General features: G+C 67.3%; 15 protein-coding genes. 9 read left to right on the top strand and 6 right to left on the bottom strand.

Annotated elements, in window-relative coordinates; translation table 11 throughout:
- Positions 1 to 196: 196 nt before the first annotated feature.
- Complete coding sequence (locus tag ACO1BU_RS09305) at positions 197 to 406, top strand: 4-oxalocrotonate tautomerase (RefSeq protein ID WP_424135654.1); 210 nt, start codon at positions 197 to 199, stop codon at positions 404 to 406.
- A gap of 22 nt (positions 407 to 428) precedes the next feature.
- Here ACO1BU_RS09305 and ACO1BU_RS09300 read toward each other — a convergent pair whose 3' ends face one another.
- Genes ACO1BU_RS09300 through ACO1BU_RS09275 form a run of 6 tightly spaced genes read right to left on the bottom strand, consistent with a single transcriptional unit; the run spans position 429 to position 7,134 of the window.
- The gene (locus ACO1BU_RS09300; protein WP_424135653.1) at positions 429 to 2,183 is read right to left on the bottom strand and encodes a hypothetical protein; all 1,755 of its coding nucleotides are present in this window, start codon (positions 2,181 to 2,183) and stop codon (positions 429 to 431) included.
- 28 nt (positions 2,184 to 2,211) lie between these two features.
- A complete protein-coding gene (locus ACO1BU_RS09295; protein WP_424135652.1) occupies positions 2,212 to 3,237 on the bottom strand; it encodes a UDP-glucuronic acid decarboxylase family protein in 1,026 nt (341 codons plus the stop codon).
- The gene (locus ACO1BU_RS09290) at positions 3,234 to 4,355 is read right to left on the bottom strand and encodes a CgeB family protein (protein ID WP_424135651.1); all 1,122 of its coding nucleotides are present in this window, start codon (positions 4,353 to 4,355) and stop codon (positions 3,234 to 3,236) included. The genes ACO1BU_RS09295 and ACO1BU_RS09290 overlap by 4 nt, the downstream gene beginning before the upstream one ends.
- Entirely contained in the window at positions 4,352 to 5,449 is a 1,098-nt protein-coding gene (locus tag ACO1BU_RS09285; protein WP_424135650.1) for a CgeB family protein, read from the bottom strand. The genes ACO1BU_RS09290 and ACO1BU_RS09285 overlap by 4 nt, the downstream gene beginning before the upstream one ends.
- Positions 5,446 to 6,045 (bottom strand): histidine phosphatase family protein, encoded by a 600-nt coding sequence (locus ACO1BU_RS09280; RefSeq protein ID WP_424135649.1) that lies wholly within the window; start codon positions 6,043 to 6,045, stop codon positions 5,446 to 5,448. Before ACO1BU_RS09280 ends, ACO1BU_RS09285 begins: the two co-directional genes overlap by 4 nt.
- Positions 6,046 to 6,054: 9 nt before the next feature.
- Entirely contained in the window at positions 6,055 to 7,134 is a 1,080-nt protein-coding gene (locus ACO1BU_RS09275; protein ID WP_424135648.1) for an inositol-3-phosphate synthase, read from the bottom strand.
- A 362-nt stretch (positions 7,135 to 7,496) separates the two neighbouring features.
- Between ACO1BU_RS09275 and ACO1BU_RS09270 the strand changes: the two genes are divergently transcribed.
- From ACO1BU_RS09270 to ACO1BU_RS09235, 8 genes are all read left to right on the top strand, one after another.
- Positions 7,497 to 8,612, top strand: a complete 1,116-nt coding sequence (locus tag ACO1BU_RS09270) for an NAD-dependent epimerase/dehydratase family protein (protein WP_424135647.1) — start codon at positions 7,497 to 7,499, stop codon at positions 8,610 to 8,612.
- Positions 8,609 to 9,691: an NAD-dependent epimerase/dehydratase family protein gene (locus ACO1BU_RS09265; protein ID WP_424135646.1), complete on the top strand. Its 1,083-nt coding sequence runs from the start codon at positions 8,609 to 8,611 to the stop codon at positions 9,689 to 9,691. Before ACO1BU_RS09270 ends, ACO1BU_RS09265 begins: the two co-directional genes overlap by 4 nt.
- Positions 9,646 to 10,809, top strand: a complete 1,164-nt coding sequence (locus ACO1BU_RS09260) for a glycosyltransferase family 4 protein (RefSeq protein WP_424135645.1) — start codon at positions 9,646 to 9,648, stop codon at positions 10,807 to 10,809. The genes ACO1BU_RS09265 and ACO1BU_RS09260 overlap by 46 nt, the downstream gene beginning before the upstream one ends.
- Entirely contained in the window at positions 10,806 to 11,954 is a 1,149-nt protein-coding gene (locus ACO1BU_RS09255; RefSeq protein WP_424135644.1) for a CgeB family protein, read from the top strand. Before ACO1BU_RS09260 ends, ACO1BU_RS09255 begins: the two co-directional genes overlap by 4 nt.
- Entirely contained in the window at positions 11,951 to 12,721 is a 771-nt protein-coding gene (locus tag ACO1BU_RS09250; protein WP_424135643.1) for a TIGR04290 family methyltransferase, read from the top strand. Before ACO1BU_RS09255 ends, ACO1BU_RS09250 begins: the two co-directional genes overlap by 4 nt.
- Positions 12,718 to 13,626, top strand: coding sequence for a glycoside hydrolase 5 family protein (locus ACO1BU_RS09245; RefSeq protein ID WP_424135642.1), 909 nt, complete (start codon positions 12,718 to 12,720; stop codon positions 13,624 to 13,626). The genes ACO1BU_RS09250 and ACO1BU_RS09245 overlap by 4 nt, the downstream gene beginning before the upstream one ends.
- Positions 13,627 to 13,733: 107 nt before the next feature.
- A complete protein-coding gene (locus ACO1BU_RS09240; RefSeq protein ID WP_424135641.1) occupies positions 13,734 to 14,711 on the top strand; it encodes an MDR/zinc-dependent alcohol dehydrogenase-like family protein in 978 nt (325 codons plus the stop codon).
- Positions 14,708 to 15,694 carry a Gfo/Idh/MocA family protein gene (locus ACO1BU_RS09235; protein ID WP_424135640.1) on the top strand — a complete coding sequence of 329 codons (987 nt, stop codon included), beginning with the start codon at positions 14,708 to 14,710 and terminating at the stop codon, positions 15,692 to 15,694. Before ACO1BU_RS09240 ends, ACO1BU_RS09235 begins: the two co-directional genes overlap by 4 nt.
- The last annotated feature ends 5 nt before the right edge of the window (positions 15,695 to 15,699 follow it).

Genomic DNA, 15,699 nt, shown 5'->3' with positions numbered 1-15,699 from the left:
GGTTGTCGGCCACCAGGCAGGACCCTAGGCTTCCGCGAGGTTTGGTCGTTTCCAGGCGTGGCATCCGAAGCTAACGGAACCGTCGTGCCGGGTTTCTCCCGAGGAAACGGCTTTGCCTGGCCGGCTGCCGCAGGCCCGGCCAGGTGTCCTGGCCCGGGTACGGCATCCATCCACCCATTTTCCAGGAGTTCCCACGATGCCGATGATTCATGTCGAGATGTTCGCCGGGCGCACGGCCGAACAAAAGCGCGCCCTGGCCAAGGCACTGACGGAAGCCTTTGTCGCCACGGCGGGCGGCACGCCCCAAAGCGTGCAGGTCGTCATGGTTGATGTAGCCAGGTCGGACTGGGCCGTGGGGGGCGAGCTCTTCTCCGAGATGCAGCCAGCAGCGCCGGCGCAATCCTGAAGAAGGCCGCCGCGTCGCCGCCTTAACCTGCGGTCAGGGTTCGCCGCAGCGCCGCAGCATACCGGGCGGCAGCGTCGCGTGCCCGGGCCGCATCCTCACTGCCTGACACCTCCGCCGCCATGCTGTGATAGCCCAGCTGAAAGGCCAGATAGCAGGGAGTGAGAAAGGCGAGCAGCTTCGGGTCAGGGGCCTGGCCGGTCTCGCGTGCGAGGATTTCGAGCAGCCGGCTCCGCTCAGCCTCAGATAAGTCCAGCTCCACCGTCGCACCCGCCACGTCCCAGGCAGTGTCCTGGCAGCCGATCAGGTCATGCGCCGCCGCGTGGTCCACCGCATCGGTCTTCAGGAACTGGCCGTCAGGCAGGACCAGCCATTCCCAGGCATGGAGCCGGTTGTCGGTCCAGACGCGCCGAATGCTTGCTGCCAGTGAAGGAAGCTGCGGCTTCCACCAGTCCATCCTGGCCGCGACGGTCTCTCCCAGCGCTTCCGTCGCGTTATGACGCGCCATCTCCCAAAGGGTGGACGCGGAGGCACCGTCCCCCGGTCCCGCTGGCAGCTGTCGCGCCCGGAAGGCGAGGTAGCGCCCGAGGTGAGTGACCAGGCTCCCGCGGTCACAACTCGCCGGATCCAGGGGACGGGCCTTTTCCATCCAACGTTCGACGAGGAAGCCGTGCCGGAACCCCGCGACCTCCGGCGTGAAGCCGGCGGCGTGGAGGCGCCGGGCGCGTTCCGCCTGTTCCAGCCCGTGCCGCCCCAGCCCCACGAACTTCAGCAGCCAGGAGGTTTCGGCGCCGCGGAAGAGGAATTTCCGGCGTTCCATATAAGGATGGATGGGCGGCCAGGCGGCCCCGGAGAAGCGCAGTTGGCGCCAGTTGCCGCCCGAGATGTCCTCCAACGGCCCGTCAGGTGGGCCGAGCAGATCGGCCGCCCAGCCTTCGAGCCGGTGCTCGGGACGGGGCGGATAGAGGAGCAGGTTCTCGAAGGTGATGAGATGGCGCTGGACCTGCTGCCAACGCGCCCGGTGCTCCGGGGCCGCTTGCGGACCGGGCTCGCCGCCATGGCCAGGGAAGACATGGATGCGCGACAGAGCCACGCCGTTTCCCTCCAGGAAGTCCATGGCCGCGCCGAAGCTGCTGCCCGAGAGGCCCGGGCCCTCGTCCACAATGGCGAAACGGGCGGCGGGATCGGATAGAAGTTCAGCCGCCAGCGGCTCGGCCACAGCAAGGCTTCTCCGGAAGGGATGCCCGACCGGGCGCAGGGTCCGGGCCGGCGGGGCGCCGAGCCGGGCCGCCACCACGGCTCCCAGAGTTGCGCCGATGGAGCGCAGCCCGATGACCCGCACCGGAGGCCCACCCACCAGTGCCGCCGCCGCGCTGGCATAGGCCTCGGGGTAGAGCGCGTAATAGGCGAAGCCCTCGGCACGCTTGCTTTGCGTGACCTCAGGAAGCGCCAAGGTGGCCAGGGCCGCGATCTCGGCCTCGGGTACCGGGTCCAACTGCGTGAAGCCGCTCTCCCAGGACCGGCAGAGCGCCTCTGCGATCCGGGCGAGCAGCGCCATGGCCGCGTCCGCGGTTGGCGAGACGGCGTCCAAGCCCTGTTCCACGAAATCGGCATCGGCTAGGCCCTGCGCCAGTTCCCCGGCATCGATCAGGGCGGCTGTGAGCATGGCATGCCGATCCAGGCCCGGAGGCAGGGTCTGGACTTCCCGGAGTGCCCGGGCCAGCGCGGCGAGCTTGGCGCGCGGCGCCTCCCGGCGCGGGACATCCCCGTAAACAAGCATCCGAATTTGAACCGGCTTGCCGGCGCCTTCAGTCCGGGCGGCTGGCCGTGGCCGGCAAGGGGGGCTGCGTCGGCTGCACTGGCGGAGACAGTTCGCGCCGGAACCAGGCCACGGTCGCCTCCAGGCCCTTCGCCAGCGGCACCCGCGGCTCCCAGCCCAGCAGCGCCTTCGCCCGGGCGATATCGGGGCGGCGCCGGCGGGGATCGTCCTTGGGCAGCGGCAGGCGCACGAGGCGTGAGCGGGAGCCAGTCAGGGCCAGCACGCGCTGCGCGAGGTCGACAACGGTCAGCTCCACCGGATTGCCCAGATTTACTGCGCCCGGCGGCTCTGGTTCGCAGGCCATGAGCCGGACAAGGCCGTCCACCATGTCATCCACGTAGCAGAAGGAGCGAGTCTGGCTGCCATCGCCGTAGATGGTGATGTCCTCGCCCGCCAGGGCCTGAGTGATGACGTTGGACACGACGCGACCGTCATCGGCGCGCATGCGAGGACCATAGGTGTTGAAAATGCGGGCCACGCGCACGGTCGCGCGGCCGGCGCGGGCGAAATCGAAGGCCAGGGTTTCGGCCGCGCGCTTGCCCTCATCGTAGCAGGCGCGGGGGCCGGTCGCGTTCACATGACCCCAGTAATCCTCGCCTTGCGGATGAACCTCGGGATCGCCGTAGATCTCGCTCGTCGATGCCTGGAGGAAGCGCGCGCCCGTTGCCTCGGCCAGCCGCAGCAGCGAGCGCGTGCCGAGCACGCAGGTCATCATCGTGTGCTCGGGATCCGCCTGGTACTGGGGCGGAGAAGCGGCGCAGGCGAGATTGAAGATTGCATGGGGCCGCACGCGATCAGACCCGAGCGAGGCGGGCAGGGGCTCCGCGATATCAGCCTCGATCAGGTCGAAGCGCGGATCGCGTTGCAGGTGCCGGAGATTCTCCCGCTGACCCGTCTGGAAATTGTCGACACACAGGACGTGATGGCCCGCGCCGACCAGAACGTCGCAGATATGGGAGCCAAGGAAGCCGGCCCCGCCGACGACCATAACGAGCTTGGTCTTGCCGTTCCTCACGAGGTCACCTGTTCGTCCGCGGGTTGACCGAGAGCGGCGCGCCGGGAGAGGGCCTCGCGGAGATGCGCCTCCAGCTCGGCCGCCCGATGCGCCGCCGTATGCTCCCCAAGGACGCGTTCGCGCAGAGCCCGTCCCATGTCGCGTCGGCGTGCCTCGGGCATGTCGAGCAACGCGCGGAGCACGTCATCGGATTCATCGGCGAGGATGATTTCCTCATCCGGGCGAAGAAGGGTGTCAATTCCGTCCCATCGGTCGGAAATAATCGGCACGCCGCAGGCGCCGGTCTCGAAAAGGCGGACGCTGGGGCTGTAGCCCGCGCGGATCATGTCGGCGCGCGTCACGTTCAGGGTGAAGCGGCTGCGCGCGTAGAAGGCAGGGTGCTCGGCCGGCGGCACGTGGTCGATGCGCTCCACATTCGCAGGCCATGCGATGTCGTTCGGGTATTGCGGCCCCGCCACGGCGAAACGCAGTTCCGGCGCACGGCGGGCGGGCTCTAGCAGCAGTCGCTCCAGCGTCGGCTGGCGGTCCGGGCTGTAGGTGCCGAGATAGCTCAGGTCCCAGCGCGGAGGCAGGTCGAGCGGGCGGTAGGCGCTGGCATCGACGGAGCAATAGAGCTGCCGCGCCGCTGGTGAGCCATATTGCCGCTCCAGCCGATCGAGCGTCGGGCCGCCGGTGAAGGAGAGATAGACATCATAACCCGGGATCAGCGAGGGGGAGAGATACTCCTCGTCGCCACGCTCCAGCTTGGCGAGCGTCACGGGCGTGTCGATGTCGTAGAAGGCGGTCACGCCGCGCGCGGTGTCCTGCACCATGCGGCCGACCGCCACGCCTTCCGGCACATAGGAGCCAACGATCACCGCATCCGCGTCGGCGATCGCGCCGCGCCAGGCCTCAAGCTCGGACAGATCGCGGTAGAGTTCCAGCCTGCAGAAATCGGGAGCGGCCAGATCTCGGTGCTGGGCATACCAGGGTACGTCGCGTTCCAGGAACAGCACATCATGCCCGCGCCCCACGAAGGAACGCAGCAGTGCGCGATAGGTCGTGGCGTGGCCATTGCCCCAGGAGGAGGAGAGGCTGAGGCCGAGAACGACGATTCGGAGTGGTGCGCCGTCGGTCACGCCGGCACGCCCCGCTCTCTCACCCGCGCAGCCTCATGGCGCAGCAGCGCGTCCACTTCAGCGCCGCGACGCGCATAGGTGTGCTCGGCCAGGATGCGCTGGCGCGCGGCCTCTCCGATCGCCTTCGCGCGCTCGGGGGTAAGGTTGCGGACATGCTCCGCCACCTCTGCGCCATCACGCGCGACCAGCACCTCATCGCCCTCGGCCAGGAAGAGTTCCAGCCCGACCCAGGCATCGGTGATCAGGCAGGCGCCCGCCCCGGCCGCCTCGAAAACGCGGGTGGCTGGCGAGTAGCCGACGGAGGCCATGCTGTCCCGCGCGACATTCAGCACCGCCAGGGAGGAGGTGTTGAAGGCGTTGTGATCCCGTGTGCCGACATGGCCGATCTGCCGGACATTTGGCGGCATCGGCTTGTCGTGCCAGCCATTGCCTCCCAGCAGGAAGCTACGATCCGGCAGTCGCGCGGCGGCGTCCAGGAAGAACTGCTCCACCCGCGCCTCGCGGTCCGGCAGACGGTTGGCAAGGAAGTTCAGATCCCCCGAGAAGCGCGGATCGGGGGGAACGGGATGATGCGTTTCGGGATCGAGCGCATTGTAGATGGGCACACAGCGCCGGGCGCCGAGTCCCTCATAGGCCGCGATCACCGGCGGACCGCCACCATAGGTCAGCACGAGGTCGAGCGAGGGCAGGGCGCGACGCAGGGGATGATCTGGCACCGGAGTGATCTCGGCCAGCGTCGCGGGGGCGTCCACATCCCAGAAGATGCGGATCGCGTCGGGGCGCGCGGCAGCGAGAAGGCCGGTGATCAGCACATCGTCGAACACGCCGACGCCGCTGGCCTTCACCACCACATCGGCCTGCGCGGCCTCTTCCATGACGGCGCGGACGGCCTCCTCGGTCGCGGGATAGACGCGCACCTCCGCCCAGGGGGGCGGCTCGATGTCTCGGTTCTGCTGCCGGCCGAAGGCGTCGGGCTCATAGAAGGTGATCTGGTGGCCGCGCGCGGCGAGGTCGCGCAGCATGCCCCGGTAATAGGTGGCGGCCCCGTTCCAATAGGAAGAGAGAAGGCTCGAGCCGTAGAAGGCGATCCTCATGCCGCTACCGCCTCATTCATGCTCAGCACCTTTCCTCCACCATCCCAGGACACCACGGCGCTTACCGAGGCGGGCGCGACGTCGAAACGGGCGAGTCCATCCAGGGTCAATCCAAGATACGAGGCCAGCACGGCCTTGATCACGTCACAGTGGCTGACCACCACGATCCGCTCCTCCGCATCGGCCCGCCGCAGGCGCTCCAATCCGCCGATCGCCCTGGCCTGAACCTCCGCCATGGATTCGCCGCCCGGCACGCGCGCAGTGGCGCGCGCCCCATTCCAGCGGGTCCAGTCCGGATCGCCCTCAAGCGACTCGAAGGTGCGGCCGGTCCAGTCACCGAAGTCGATTTCCACCATGGCCTCGCTCACCCTTGGCGCAAGACCCAGGCGGGCTGCGATCGGGGCCGCGGTTTCGCGCGCGCGCTCCAGCGGGCTCGTATAGACGGCATCGATTCGCTCGCCCGCCAATCGTTCCGCCAGGGCGGCAGCCTGGCGGCGGCCGGGCTCGCCCAAACTCACGGCCGGCATCCGGCCGCAGAGCACGCTGCCCACGCGGTCATGGGCGGCGTGCCGCACGAGAAAGAAGGTGGTGGCCACCCGTCCACCTCAGCCCTCGCCCGCCACGAAGCGCAGGGTGCGCTCGCGGGCCTCGTCATCAGTGAACTGCTGGGGTGGGGACTTCATGAAATAGCTCGATGGCCCAACCAGCGCTCCCGCGATTCCGCGGTCCAGCGCAATCTTGGCGCAGCGCACCGCGTCAATCACGACTCCGGCGGAGTTCGGCGAGTCCCACACCTCCAGCTTCAGCTCGATATTCAGCGGCATGCCGCCAAAGCCCGTGCCTTCCAGCCGGATCTGGGCCCATTTGCGGTCCGTCAGCCAGGGCACATGGTCGCTTGGCCCGACATGCACGTTCTCGGCCGGCAGGGGGATGTCGAACTGGCTGGTCACCGCCTGGGTCTTGGAGATCTTCTTCGACTCCAGCCGCTCGCGCTCCAGCATGTTCAGGAAGTCGGAATTTCCGCCGAAATTGAGCTGGTAGGTGCGGTCAAGGCGCACGCCGCGTTCGCGGAACAGGTTCGCCAGCACCCGGTGCACGATGGTGGCGCCGACCTGGCTCTTGATGTCGTCCCCGATGATCGGCAGGCCGCGCTGCTCGAAGCGCTTCCGCCATTCGGGGTTGGAGGCGATGAAGACGGGAATGCAGTTCACGAAGGCGCAGCCGGCCTTCAAGGCCTGCTCCGCATACCATTCCGTGGCGCGCTGGGAGCCGACCGGCAGGTAGGAGACCAGGATGTCGGTCCGCGACCGCTCCAGGATTCCGGCCACATCGGCGACCGGCGCGTCCGATTCGGTGATCTCGGCGCTCAGATAGCGCCCGAGGCCATCGAAGGTCGCGCCACGTTCCACCTTTATGCCGGTCGGCGCCACCTCCGCGAATCGATGGGTGTTGTTTGGCGGCGCCAGCAGGGCGTCGGCCAGATCGCGCCCCACTTTGGCGGCGTTCACATCGAAGGCCGCGGAGACCTCGATATCCCGCACGTGGTAGCCACCAAGTTCGACATTCATCAGCCCCGGCACCGGCTCATTCGCCGCGGCATCACGGTAATAGGTGAGGCCCTGCACGAAGGAGGACGCGCAATTGCCGACGCCAACGACAGCGACGCGGAGTCCGCCCCGGCTCACGACGGGACGCCTTCTGACGGCTGTTGCGTCGGAGGCTGGCGATGGGCAGACATACGTAGCGGAGCGACCATCAGATACGTCGGTTTCCTGTTTCCGCAGCGCCCGGCGAGCCGCCATCTGCTGCATCTACTTAGCTGTCGCTGTCGATGGCCGACAATGCAAGCCCGGATGGCGGGCGTTATCTCACTCTGATTACAAGAAAATGTGATAGGGCCATTGCTCTTCTTCAAACCTCCCGGAACGGTTAGAGAATCCCGAGTTCCCCAGGGGATGGACAGGGCCGGGAGGCCAGGCGCTCCATAACTCCCGTGGGAGCATCGAGGCCTGTGGATGGTCGCGAGTGAGGACTGGAGGGCGAGCATTTGGCCGAATCGATCCTGATCACCGGCGGAGCCGGGTTCATTGGGCGCTATGTTTCCCGCGCCCTGCTCGACCGGGGTGATCATGTTCGCGTGCTCGACAGCTTCATCGAGCAGGTGCACGCCGATCGTGGCGCGGACGGTCTCGACGCGGATGTGGAGGTCATCACCGGCGACGTGCGCGATGCCGACGCGGTGCGCCGGGCACTGAAGGGTATCGATAAGGTCGTGCACCTCGCCGCAGAGGTCGGCGTCGGCCAGAGCATGTACGCGATCGACCGCTACGTCTCGGTCAATGACGGCGGCACGGCGATGCTGTTCCAGCAACTTATCGACAATCCGGTCAAGCGCGTTGTCGTCGCTTCCTCCATGAGCATTTATGGTGAGGGCCTGTATCGCGACGCGGATGGCAAGCTGGTTGAAGATGCGATTCGTACGCCGCGCAGCGGGCCTGATGCCCCCTGGGACCCGGTGGACTCGCAGGGGCGCCCTCTTATCCCCGTGCCGACGCCGGAGTGGAAGCGCCCGAATCTCGCTTCAGTCTACGCCATTACCAAGTACACGCAGGAACGCCTGACGCTCAATGTCGCGCCCGCCTATGGCATGGAGGGTGTGGCATTGCGTCTGTGGAATGTTTATGGCGCCGGGCAGGCGCTCTCTAACCCCTATACCGGCGTGCTCGCGATCTTCGCCGCGCGGCTACAGAATGGCCAGCCGCCGATGATTTTCGAAGATGGGCTGCAGCGCCGTGACTTCGTTCATGTCGAGGATGTGGCGCGCGCCTTCCTTCTTGCCCTCGATCACCAGAACGCACCGGGCGGCGTGTTCAATATCGCCAGCGGCGTGGATCGCACGGTGCAGGATGTGGCTGCCGATCTCGCCAAGGCGATGGGCCGTAACGGTCTGGCACCGGAGATCGCCGGCAAGGCCCGTGCGGGCGATATCCGCCATAATATCCCGGACATCACCAAGGCGCGGCAGGAGCTGGGCTACGAGACCCAGCATCTCGACTTCAACGCCGATCTGGCGGAACTGGCCGAATGGGTGGCGAAGCAGCAGGCGCGCGACCGGGTGAGTCAGGCGCGGAACGAACTGGAGCTGCGGGGACTCGTGGCGTGACCCATTCCACGGCACCGGCCGCCCCGGCCGTCACAGGGCGGCAGCCTATCCTCGTCACCGGCGGCGCTGGCTTCATCGGCTCCAACCTCGCGGACCGTCTGGCCTCCGAGGGTCATGACGTTCTTATTTATGATGCGCTTTCGCGCCCGGGTGTGGACACCAATCTCGCCTGGCTGAAGCGCCGTCATCCGAAGCGCATTTCGGCCACCATTGCCGATGTGCGCGACACGGCCTCGCTGTCCGCGGCGGCCGGTCAAGCCGGCGCGGTTTTTCACATGGCGGCGCAGGTGGCGGTGACCACCAGCCTGATCGACCCGCGCGAAGATTTCGACATCAACCTCGCGGCCAGCTTCAACCTGCTCGACGCGCTGCGGCGCCGGGGCGGGAAGGTGCCGCTGATCTTCGCCAGCACCAACAAGGTCTATGGTGACCTGGCGGATATCGCGCTGGAGCTGGAGGGCGAGGCCTATGTGCCCGTTGATCCCGTTATCCGCGCGCGCGGCGTCAGCGAGGATCGCTCACTCGACTTCCACACGCCCTATGGCTGCTCCAAGGGCGCGGCGGACCAGTATGTCCTTGATTTTGGCCGCTCCTTTGGCGTACCGACGGCGGTGCTGCGGATGAGCTGCATCTACGGCCAGCGCCAGATGGGCACCGAGGATCAAGGCTGGGTCGCCCATTTCGTCCTCCGCGCGCTGCGCGGCGAGCCCGTCAGCATCTTCGGCGATGGCTGCCAGGTGCGGGACGTGCTGGATGTCGGCGATGCGGTGGACGCCTATCTCGCGGCTTGGCGTCGCATCGGTGCGATTAGTGGCCGCGCCTTCAACCTGGGCGGCGGGCCGGCCAATGCGATCAGCCTGCGGCAGTTGCTCGGGCATATCGGCGACCTGACCAACCATCCCGTCGAGACGCATTATTCCGATTGGCGGGCCGGGGATCAGCGCTACTACGTGTCCGACACCAGCCGCGCGATTCGTGAACTCGGGCTGCGCCCGGCCCGGCCCTGGCGTGAAGGCGTCGCCGCGCTGGCCCAGTGGCTGCGGCAGGAGCGCGCCGCGCCCGAACCGGCAAGCGCGTGACTTCCGGCGGGGAAGACGGCCTCCGCCTGCTGATGACGGCGGATGCGGCGGGTGGGGTCTGGACCTATGCGCTGGATCTGGCGGCCGGGCTTGCCCCGCATGGCGTGACGACGGTGCTGGCGGTGCTCGGTCCCGATCCGACGCCGGACCAGATGGCGCAGGCAGCGGCAGTCCCCGGGCTGGAGATCCAGCTTACAGGGCTGCCGCTGGACTGGCTCGCGGGTCAATCCGAGGTGGTGCTGCGTGCGGGGCAGGCACTCTCGGCCCTGGCGCAGAAGACGCGGGTGGATCTTATCCATCTCAACAGCCCCGCCCATGCCGCGGGTGGTGGCTTCCCGGTGCCCGTCCTGGCCGTGTCCCATTCTTGCGTCGCAACCTGGTGGGACGCCGTGCGCGGTGGCGACTTGCCGCCGGATTTCGCCTGGCGCACCGATCTGATGCGGCGCGGCTTCCTTTCCGCCTCCACCCTGGTGGTGCCGAGTCGCGCCCTGGCAGAGGCGACGGCACGCCGTTATGCACTGCCCCGGATGCCCGTTGCCGTCCATAATGGCCGCAGGCCGATTGCTGCGGCGGGAACCGCATTGGCGGAAGTGCCGCCGGTTATGGCCTTTACAGCCGGCCGGTTCTGGGATGCCGGCAAGAATATCCAAACGCTCGACCGTGCCGCGGCACGGTTGGATCTGCCCGTCTTTGCCGCAGGGCCGCTGGACGGACCGGATGGAACCAGGGTCTCGGTCACGCATCTGCGCTGCTTGGGCCGGCTGGACGAAACCGCGCTCGCCACGTGGCTCCGCGCGGCTCCGATCTACGTATCCCTGGCGCTCTACGAACCCTTTGGGCTCGCCGTTCTTGAGGCCGCTCAGGCTGGCTGCCCGCTCGTCCTCTCCGACATCCCGAGCTTCCGGGAGTTGTGGGACGGGGCTGCTCTTTTCGTGCCGCCGCAGGACGATGTGGCCGTCACCATGGCCATCGCGGGGCTGGCGGAGAACAGCGCTGAACGCGCCCGGCTGGGCGAGGCTGCGCGCCAACGGGCGGCGCGCTACACAGTGGAGGCCATGGCGGAGACCATGCTTGCGGTGTATCGCAGCCTGTTGCTGCCAGGGACTGCTGCCGCGTGAAGCTCGTTTACCTCACCCACTCCCTCGCCTCTTGCTGGAACCACGGCAACGCGCATTTCCTCCGTGGTGTGCTGCGGGACATGGTGCATCGCGGCCATGAGGTGCTGTCGCTGGAGCCTCAGGGCGCCTGGAGCTTGGAAAACCTGCTGCGCGACCATGGCGAGGCCGGGCTGGATGCATTCCGTGCGAATTATCCCGAGCTGACCTCTCGCGCCTTCTCTGGTTGCGGCGAGGTAGAGGCCGCTCTGGACGGCGCCGACCTCGTGATCATGCATGAGTGGAACGAGCCGGATCTGGTGGCGGCAGTCGGGCGCCTGCGCCGGAACGGCGCGCCCTTCACCTTGCTGTTCCACGATACGCATCATCGCGCTGTCAGCGATCCGGAGGCGATCCGCCGCTTCGACCTGGACGGCTATGACGGCGTGCTGGCCTTCGGCGCAACCCTGGCCGAGGTGTATCGCGGCTGGGGCTGGGGCGACCGCGTCTTTGTCTGGCATGAGGCGGCGGATACGCGCCTTTTCCACCCGCCCACCGAGGAAGGCCCGCGTGAGGGGCTGGTCTGGATCGGAAATTGGGGCGATGGCGAGCGCACGGCGGAGCTGGAAAGCTTCCTCATGCGCCCGGCACAGACTGTCGGCCTGCCGCTCGACATCTTCGGCGTGCGCTACCCGGACGAGGCGCGGGCCATGCTGGGCCGCTACGGCGTGCGCTATCGGGGCTGGCTCCCGAATGCCCGCGCACCGGAAATCTTTGCACGCCATCTCGCCACCGTGCATGTGCCACGCCGCTTCTATGTGGAAATGTTGCCGGGCATCCCGACCATCCGAGTCTTTGAGGCGCTGGCCTGCGGAATTCCCCTCGTATCCGCGCCCTGGCAGGATTCCGAGCATCTGTTCCGCCCGGGCCAGGATTATCTGACGGCGCGGGACGAGGCCGAGATGGTGCGCCACTTCAGCGCTCTGCGGGACGACCCCGCGCTGCGGCAATCCGTGGTGGCGAGCGGGCTGGAAACCATCCGCGCGCGCCATAGCTGCGCCCACCGTGTGGATGAATTGCTGGAGGTGCTCGCGCGACTGGACGCCGCGCCCGTGCGGATCCTCGGACCCCTTAGCCCTGCCATGGCTGGAGAGGACGCGACCCGATGAGCCAAGCCGCTAGCCTCTCCAAGGAAGAGATTCGCCGGCGCGTCGAGGCCCTGGGTGATTGGTTTCACAATCTCGACCTTGGCGGCGTTCAGACCGCGCCGAACCACTTCCTTTGGAACTACCCCGCCAGCAAGTTCAAGCACTTCGCCCATGTCGTGCCTGCCGATCTGACGGGGAAGACCGTGCTCGATATCGGCTGCAACGCCGGCTTCTACTCCCTGGAGATGAAGCGGCGCGGCGCGGCCCGCGTGCTGGGCATCGATTCCGACGACCGCTACCTCGCCCAGGCACGCCTGGCTTCCGAGGTGACGGGGCTGGAGGCCGAGTTCCGCAACCTCTCCGTTTATGAGGTCGGCACGCTGGGCGAGCGCTTCGATCTCGTCATTTTCATGGGCGTCCTTTACCACCTGCGTCATCCGTTGCTGGCGCTGGACCTGATCCATGAGCACGTGGCCGGCGATCTGCTGCTGTTCCAGTCCATGCAGCGGGGCGCGACGGAGGTGGAGCCGTTGGAGGGTGACTATCCCTTCGCGGAAACGGCCATCTTCAATCGCTTAACCTATCCGAAGCTGCATTTTATTGAACATCGCTACACCGGTGATCCGACCAACTGGTGGGTGCCGAATGCCGCGGCCGCGGAGGGCATGCTTCGCTCCGCCGGCTTCGAGATTCTCGAGCACCCGGAACAGGAGGTCTATCTGTGCCGGCGCGTGGAAGCCCCCTGGGGCGCCGGCGCCGTCTACCCGACAAAGGAACCGCGCGCATGATCGAAGCCGCGATGATCTGGAACGAGCCCAACAACAAGTCCCACTGGGACCCCGAGATTGATCCGGGCTGGGCGATGTTCGCGGAGACGGCGAAGGCCGCCGGCCGTGCCATCAAGGCGGCCAATCCCGACATTCCGCGCGTGCTCGGCGGCATTTCGCCCATCGACCCGTCCTTCATCCAGAACATGGAGGGCCGCGGCGTGATGGAGGAGATCGACGTGGTGGCCGTGCACGGCTTCCCGCTCGACTGGAACCTCTGGAAGATCGGGGAGTGGCCGGAGAAAATCCAGGAGATCCGCGCCGTCACGGACAAGCCGATCTGGGTGAGTGAGGTCGGCATCTCCACTTTCGGGGCGGAAGAGGTGCAGGTCTGGGGTGTGGACCGCACGGCCGAACTGCTGATCGGCAAGGCTCCGCGCATCCACTGGTACAGCCTCTATGACCTGCCGCAGGCCTGGGGCGCCACCACCCGCCACCGGGAGGCCGAGGGCTCCTCCTATTACCGCCATTTCTACATGGGCCTGCTGCGCGAGGATGGATCGCCCAAGCCGGCCATCGAGAACTTCGCCAAGCACACGCCGCATATGGGCCTGTGCCAGTGGTTCCATTTCGAGGATCACCGGCTGGATGACGCGGTGGCCTGGATGAAGCGCCTCGGCGTCACCTATCTCCGCACCGGCCTCTCCTGGGCCGACAGCTTCCGCCCCAACGCGCTGGACTGGTTCGACCGGCAGATGGAGGCGCTGGCTGATTTCGACGTGACCGTGACCTTCTGCTTCACGCCGGAGCATCGCGGCATTGCCCCGCACCACACCAGCCCGCCCCAGGATCCGGCCGAGTTCGCGGAATTCTGCGCTTCCATGATCCGGCGCTACGCCCCGGCCAAGGCGGCGGTCGCGGTTTGAGAAAGGCCGGGGAAGAAGAAATTCTTCCCCGGACCCCTTCGTTTTTTCTTCGAGGCAGCCGCGGGCCGCAGGGACGCGCGCGCCAGGATATCAGCCAGGACAATTTCATGAGTACCACCGCCGAGCGCATGCGTGCCGCCGTCCTGACCGGGCCCGGCCAGGTGCAGGTGCAGCAGGTCGCCCGCCCCGAGCCTGGCCCGGGGCAAGTCCGCCTGCGCCTGGAAGGCTGCGGCGTCTGCGCTTCCAATCTCACGCCCTGGTCCGGCCCGGACTGGATGAAGTTCCCCACCGAGCCCGGCGATCTCGGCCATGAGGCCTGGGGCACAGTCGACGCGCTCGGGGAGGGGGTCCAGGGCCTTTCCATCGGCGACCGCGTCGCCGCCCTGACCTATCGCGGCTATGCCGAATACGACCTTGCCGACGCAGCGAACGTCGTGCCGCTTCCGGCATCCCTCGCCGGCCAGCCCTTCCCCGGGGAACCGCTGGGCTGCGCCATGAACATCTTCCGGCGCAGCGAGATCAAGGCGGGCCAGACGGTCGCCATTATCGGTGTCGGTTTTCTCGGCGCCATCCTGACGAAGCTGGCGACGAATGCGGGCGCCCGCGTCATCGCCATCTCCCGGAGGCCCTTCTCCCTCGACCTCGCGCGTGACATGGGCGCCGCCGAGACCATTCCGATGGAAGACCACAACGGCATCATCAGCCGGGTGAAGGAGCTGACCAATGGCAGCTTCTGCGACGTGGTGATCGAGGCCGTGGGCAAGCAGTGGCCGCTCGACCTTGCCGCGGAGCTTTGCAAGGAGCGGGGCCGCCTCATCGTTGCTGGCTACCACCAGGATGGGCCACGACAGGTGAATATGTGGCTGTGGAACTGGCGTGGCCTGGACGTGATCAATGCCCATGAGCGCGATCCGAAGATCTATGTGCAGGGCATCCGCGATGCGGTGGCGGCGATTGAGGCGGGCGCCTTCGATCCCACACCGCTCTTCACGCACGACTACCCGCTGGAGCGCCTGGATGCCGCGTTGAACGACACGCGGGACCGGCCGGACGGCTTTCTCAAAGCCGTGGTGCGCTTCCAGTGACGCGCCCGAGCATCGGATTCCTCGGTGTCGGCTGGATCGGCCGGCACCGCATGCAGGCCATCCTGAATACCGGGGTGGTTGAGGCTATGGCCATCGCCGATCCCTCACCGGACATGGTGGCAGAGGCGCAGAAGCTCGCTCCGGGCGCCAAGCTCGTTGGCAGCCTGGACGAAATCCTGTCCCTGGATGTCGACGGCGTGGTGATTGCTACGCCAAGCGCGATGCACGCCGCGCAATCTATTCAGGCGCTGGAGCGCGGCACGGCGGTGTTCTGCCAGAAGCCACTGGGCCGAACCGCAACAGAGGTCCGCGCCGTGGTGGAAGCCGCGCGCAAGGCCGACCGCCTGCTGGAAGTGGACCTGTCCTACCGTTTCACCGAGGGCATGCGCCGCATCCGCGAAGCCATTATGGTCGGCGAGCTGGGACGTCCCTATGCGGTGGATCTCGTCTTTCACAACGCCTATGGACCGGACAAGCCGTGGTTCCGTGATCCCGCGCTTTCGGGCGGCGGCTGCGTGATGGATCTGGGCGTGCATCTGGTGGATCTTGCTCTTTGGGCGCTGGATTTCCCGAAGATCACGCGCGTGGAGGGCTCGCTCTTCGCCGGTGGCGAGCCGCTGGCCGGGCGCACCGACCGGGTGGAAGACTATGCGGTGGCCAGCTTGGAACTGGAGACCGGGGCGGTGGTGCGTCTCACCTGCTCCTGGAACCTGCATGCGGGTTGTGATGCCGTGATCGCGGCGGAGTTCCACGGCACTGCGGGCGGCGCGGCGCTGCGCAACCAGAATGGTTCCTTCTACGACTTCACCGCCGAGCGCTTCCGCGGCACGTCGCGGGAAAGGCTGGCGACGCCGCCGGACGAATGGGGCGGCCGCGCGGCAGCGAACTGGGCGACACGCCTCGCTGGCGGGGACCGCTTCGACCCGGCGTCGGAGCAGTTGATCAGGGTGGCCGAGGCGCTGGATCGGATCTACGGACGATAGATGCT

Origin of the sequence: Roseomonas chloroacetimidivorans, assembly GCF_049629625.1 — a bacterium.
Lineage (GTDB): Bacteria > Pseudomonadota > Alphaproteobacteria > Acetobacterales > Acetobacteraceae > Roseomonas > Roseomonas chloroacetimidivorans.
The sequence above is the reverse complement of the archived record's forward strand: the minus strand, read 5'-3'. Positions and strand labels throughout refer to the sequence as shown.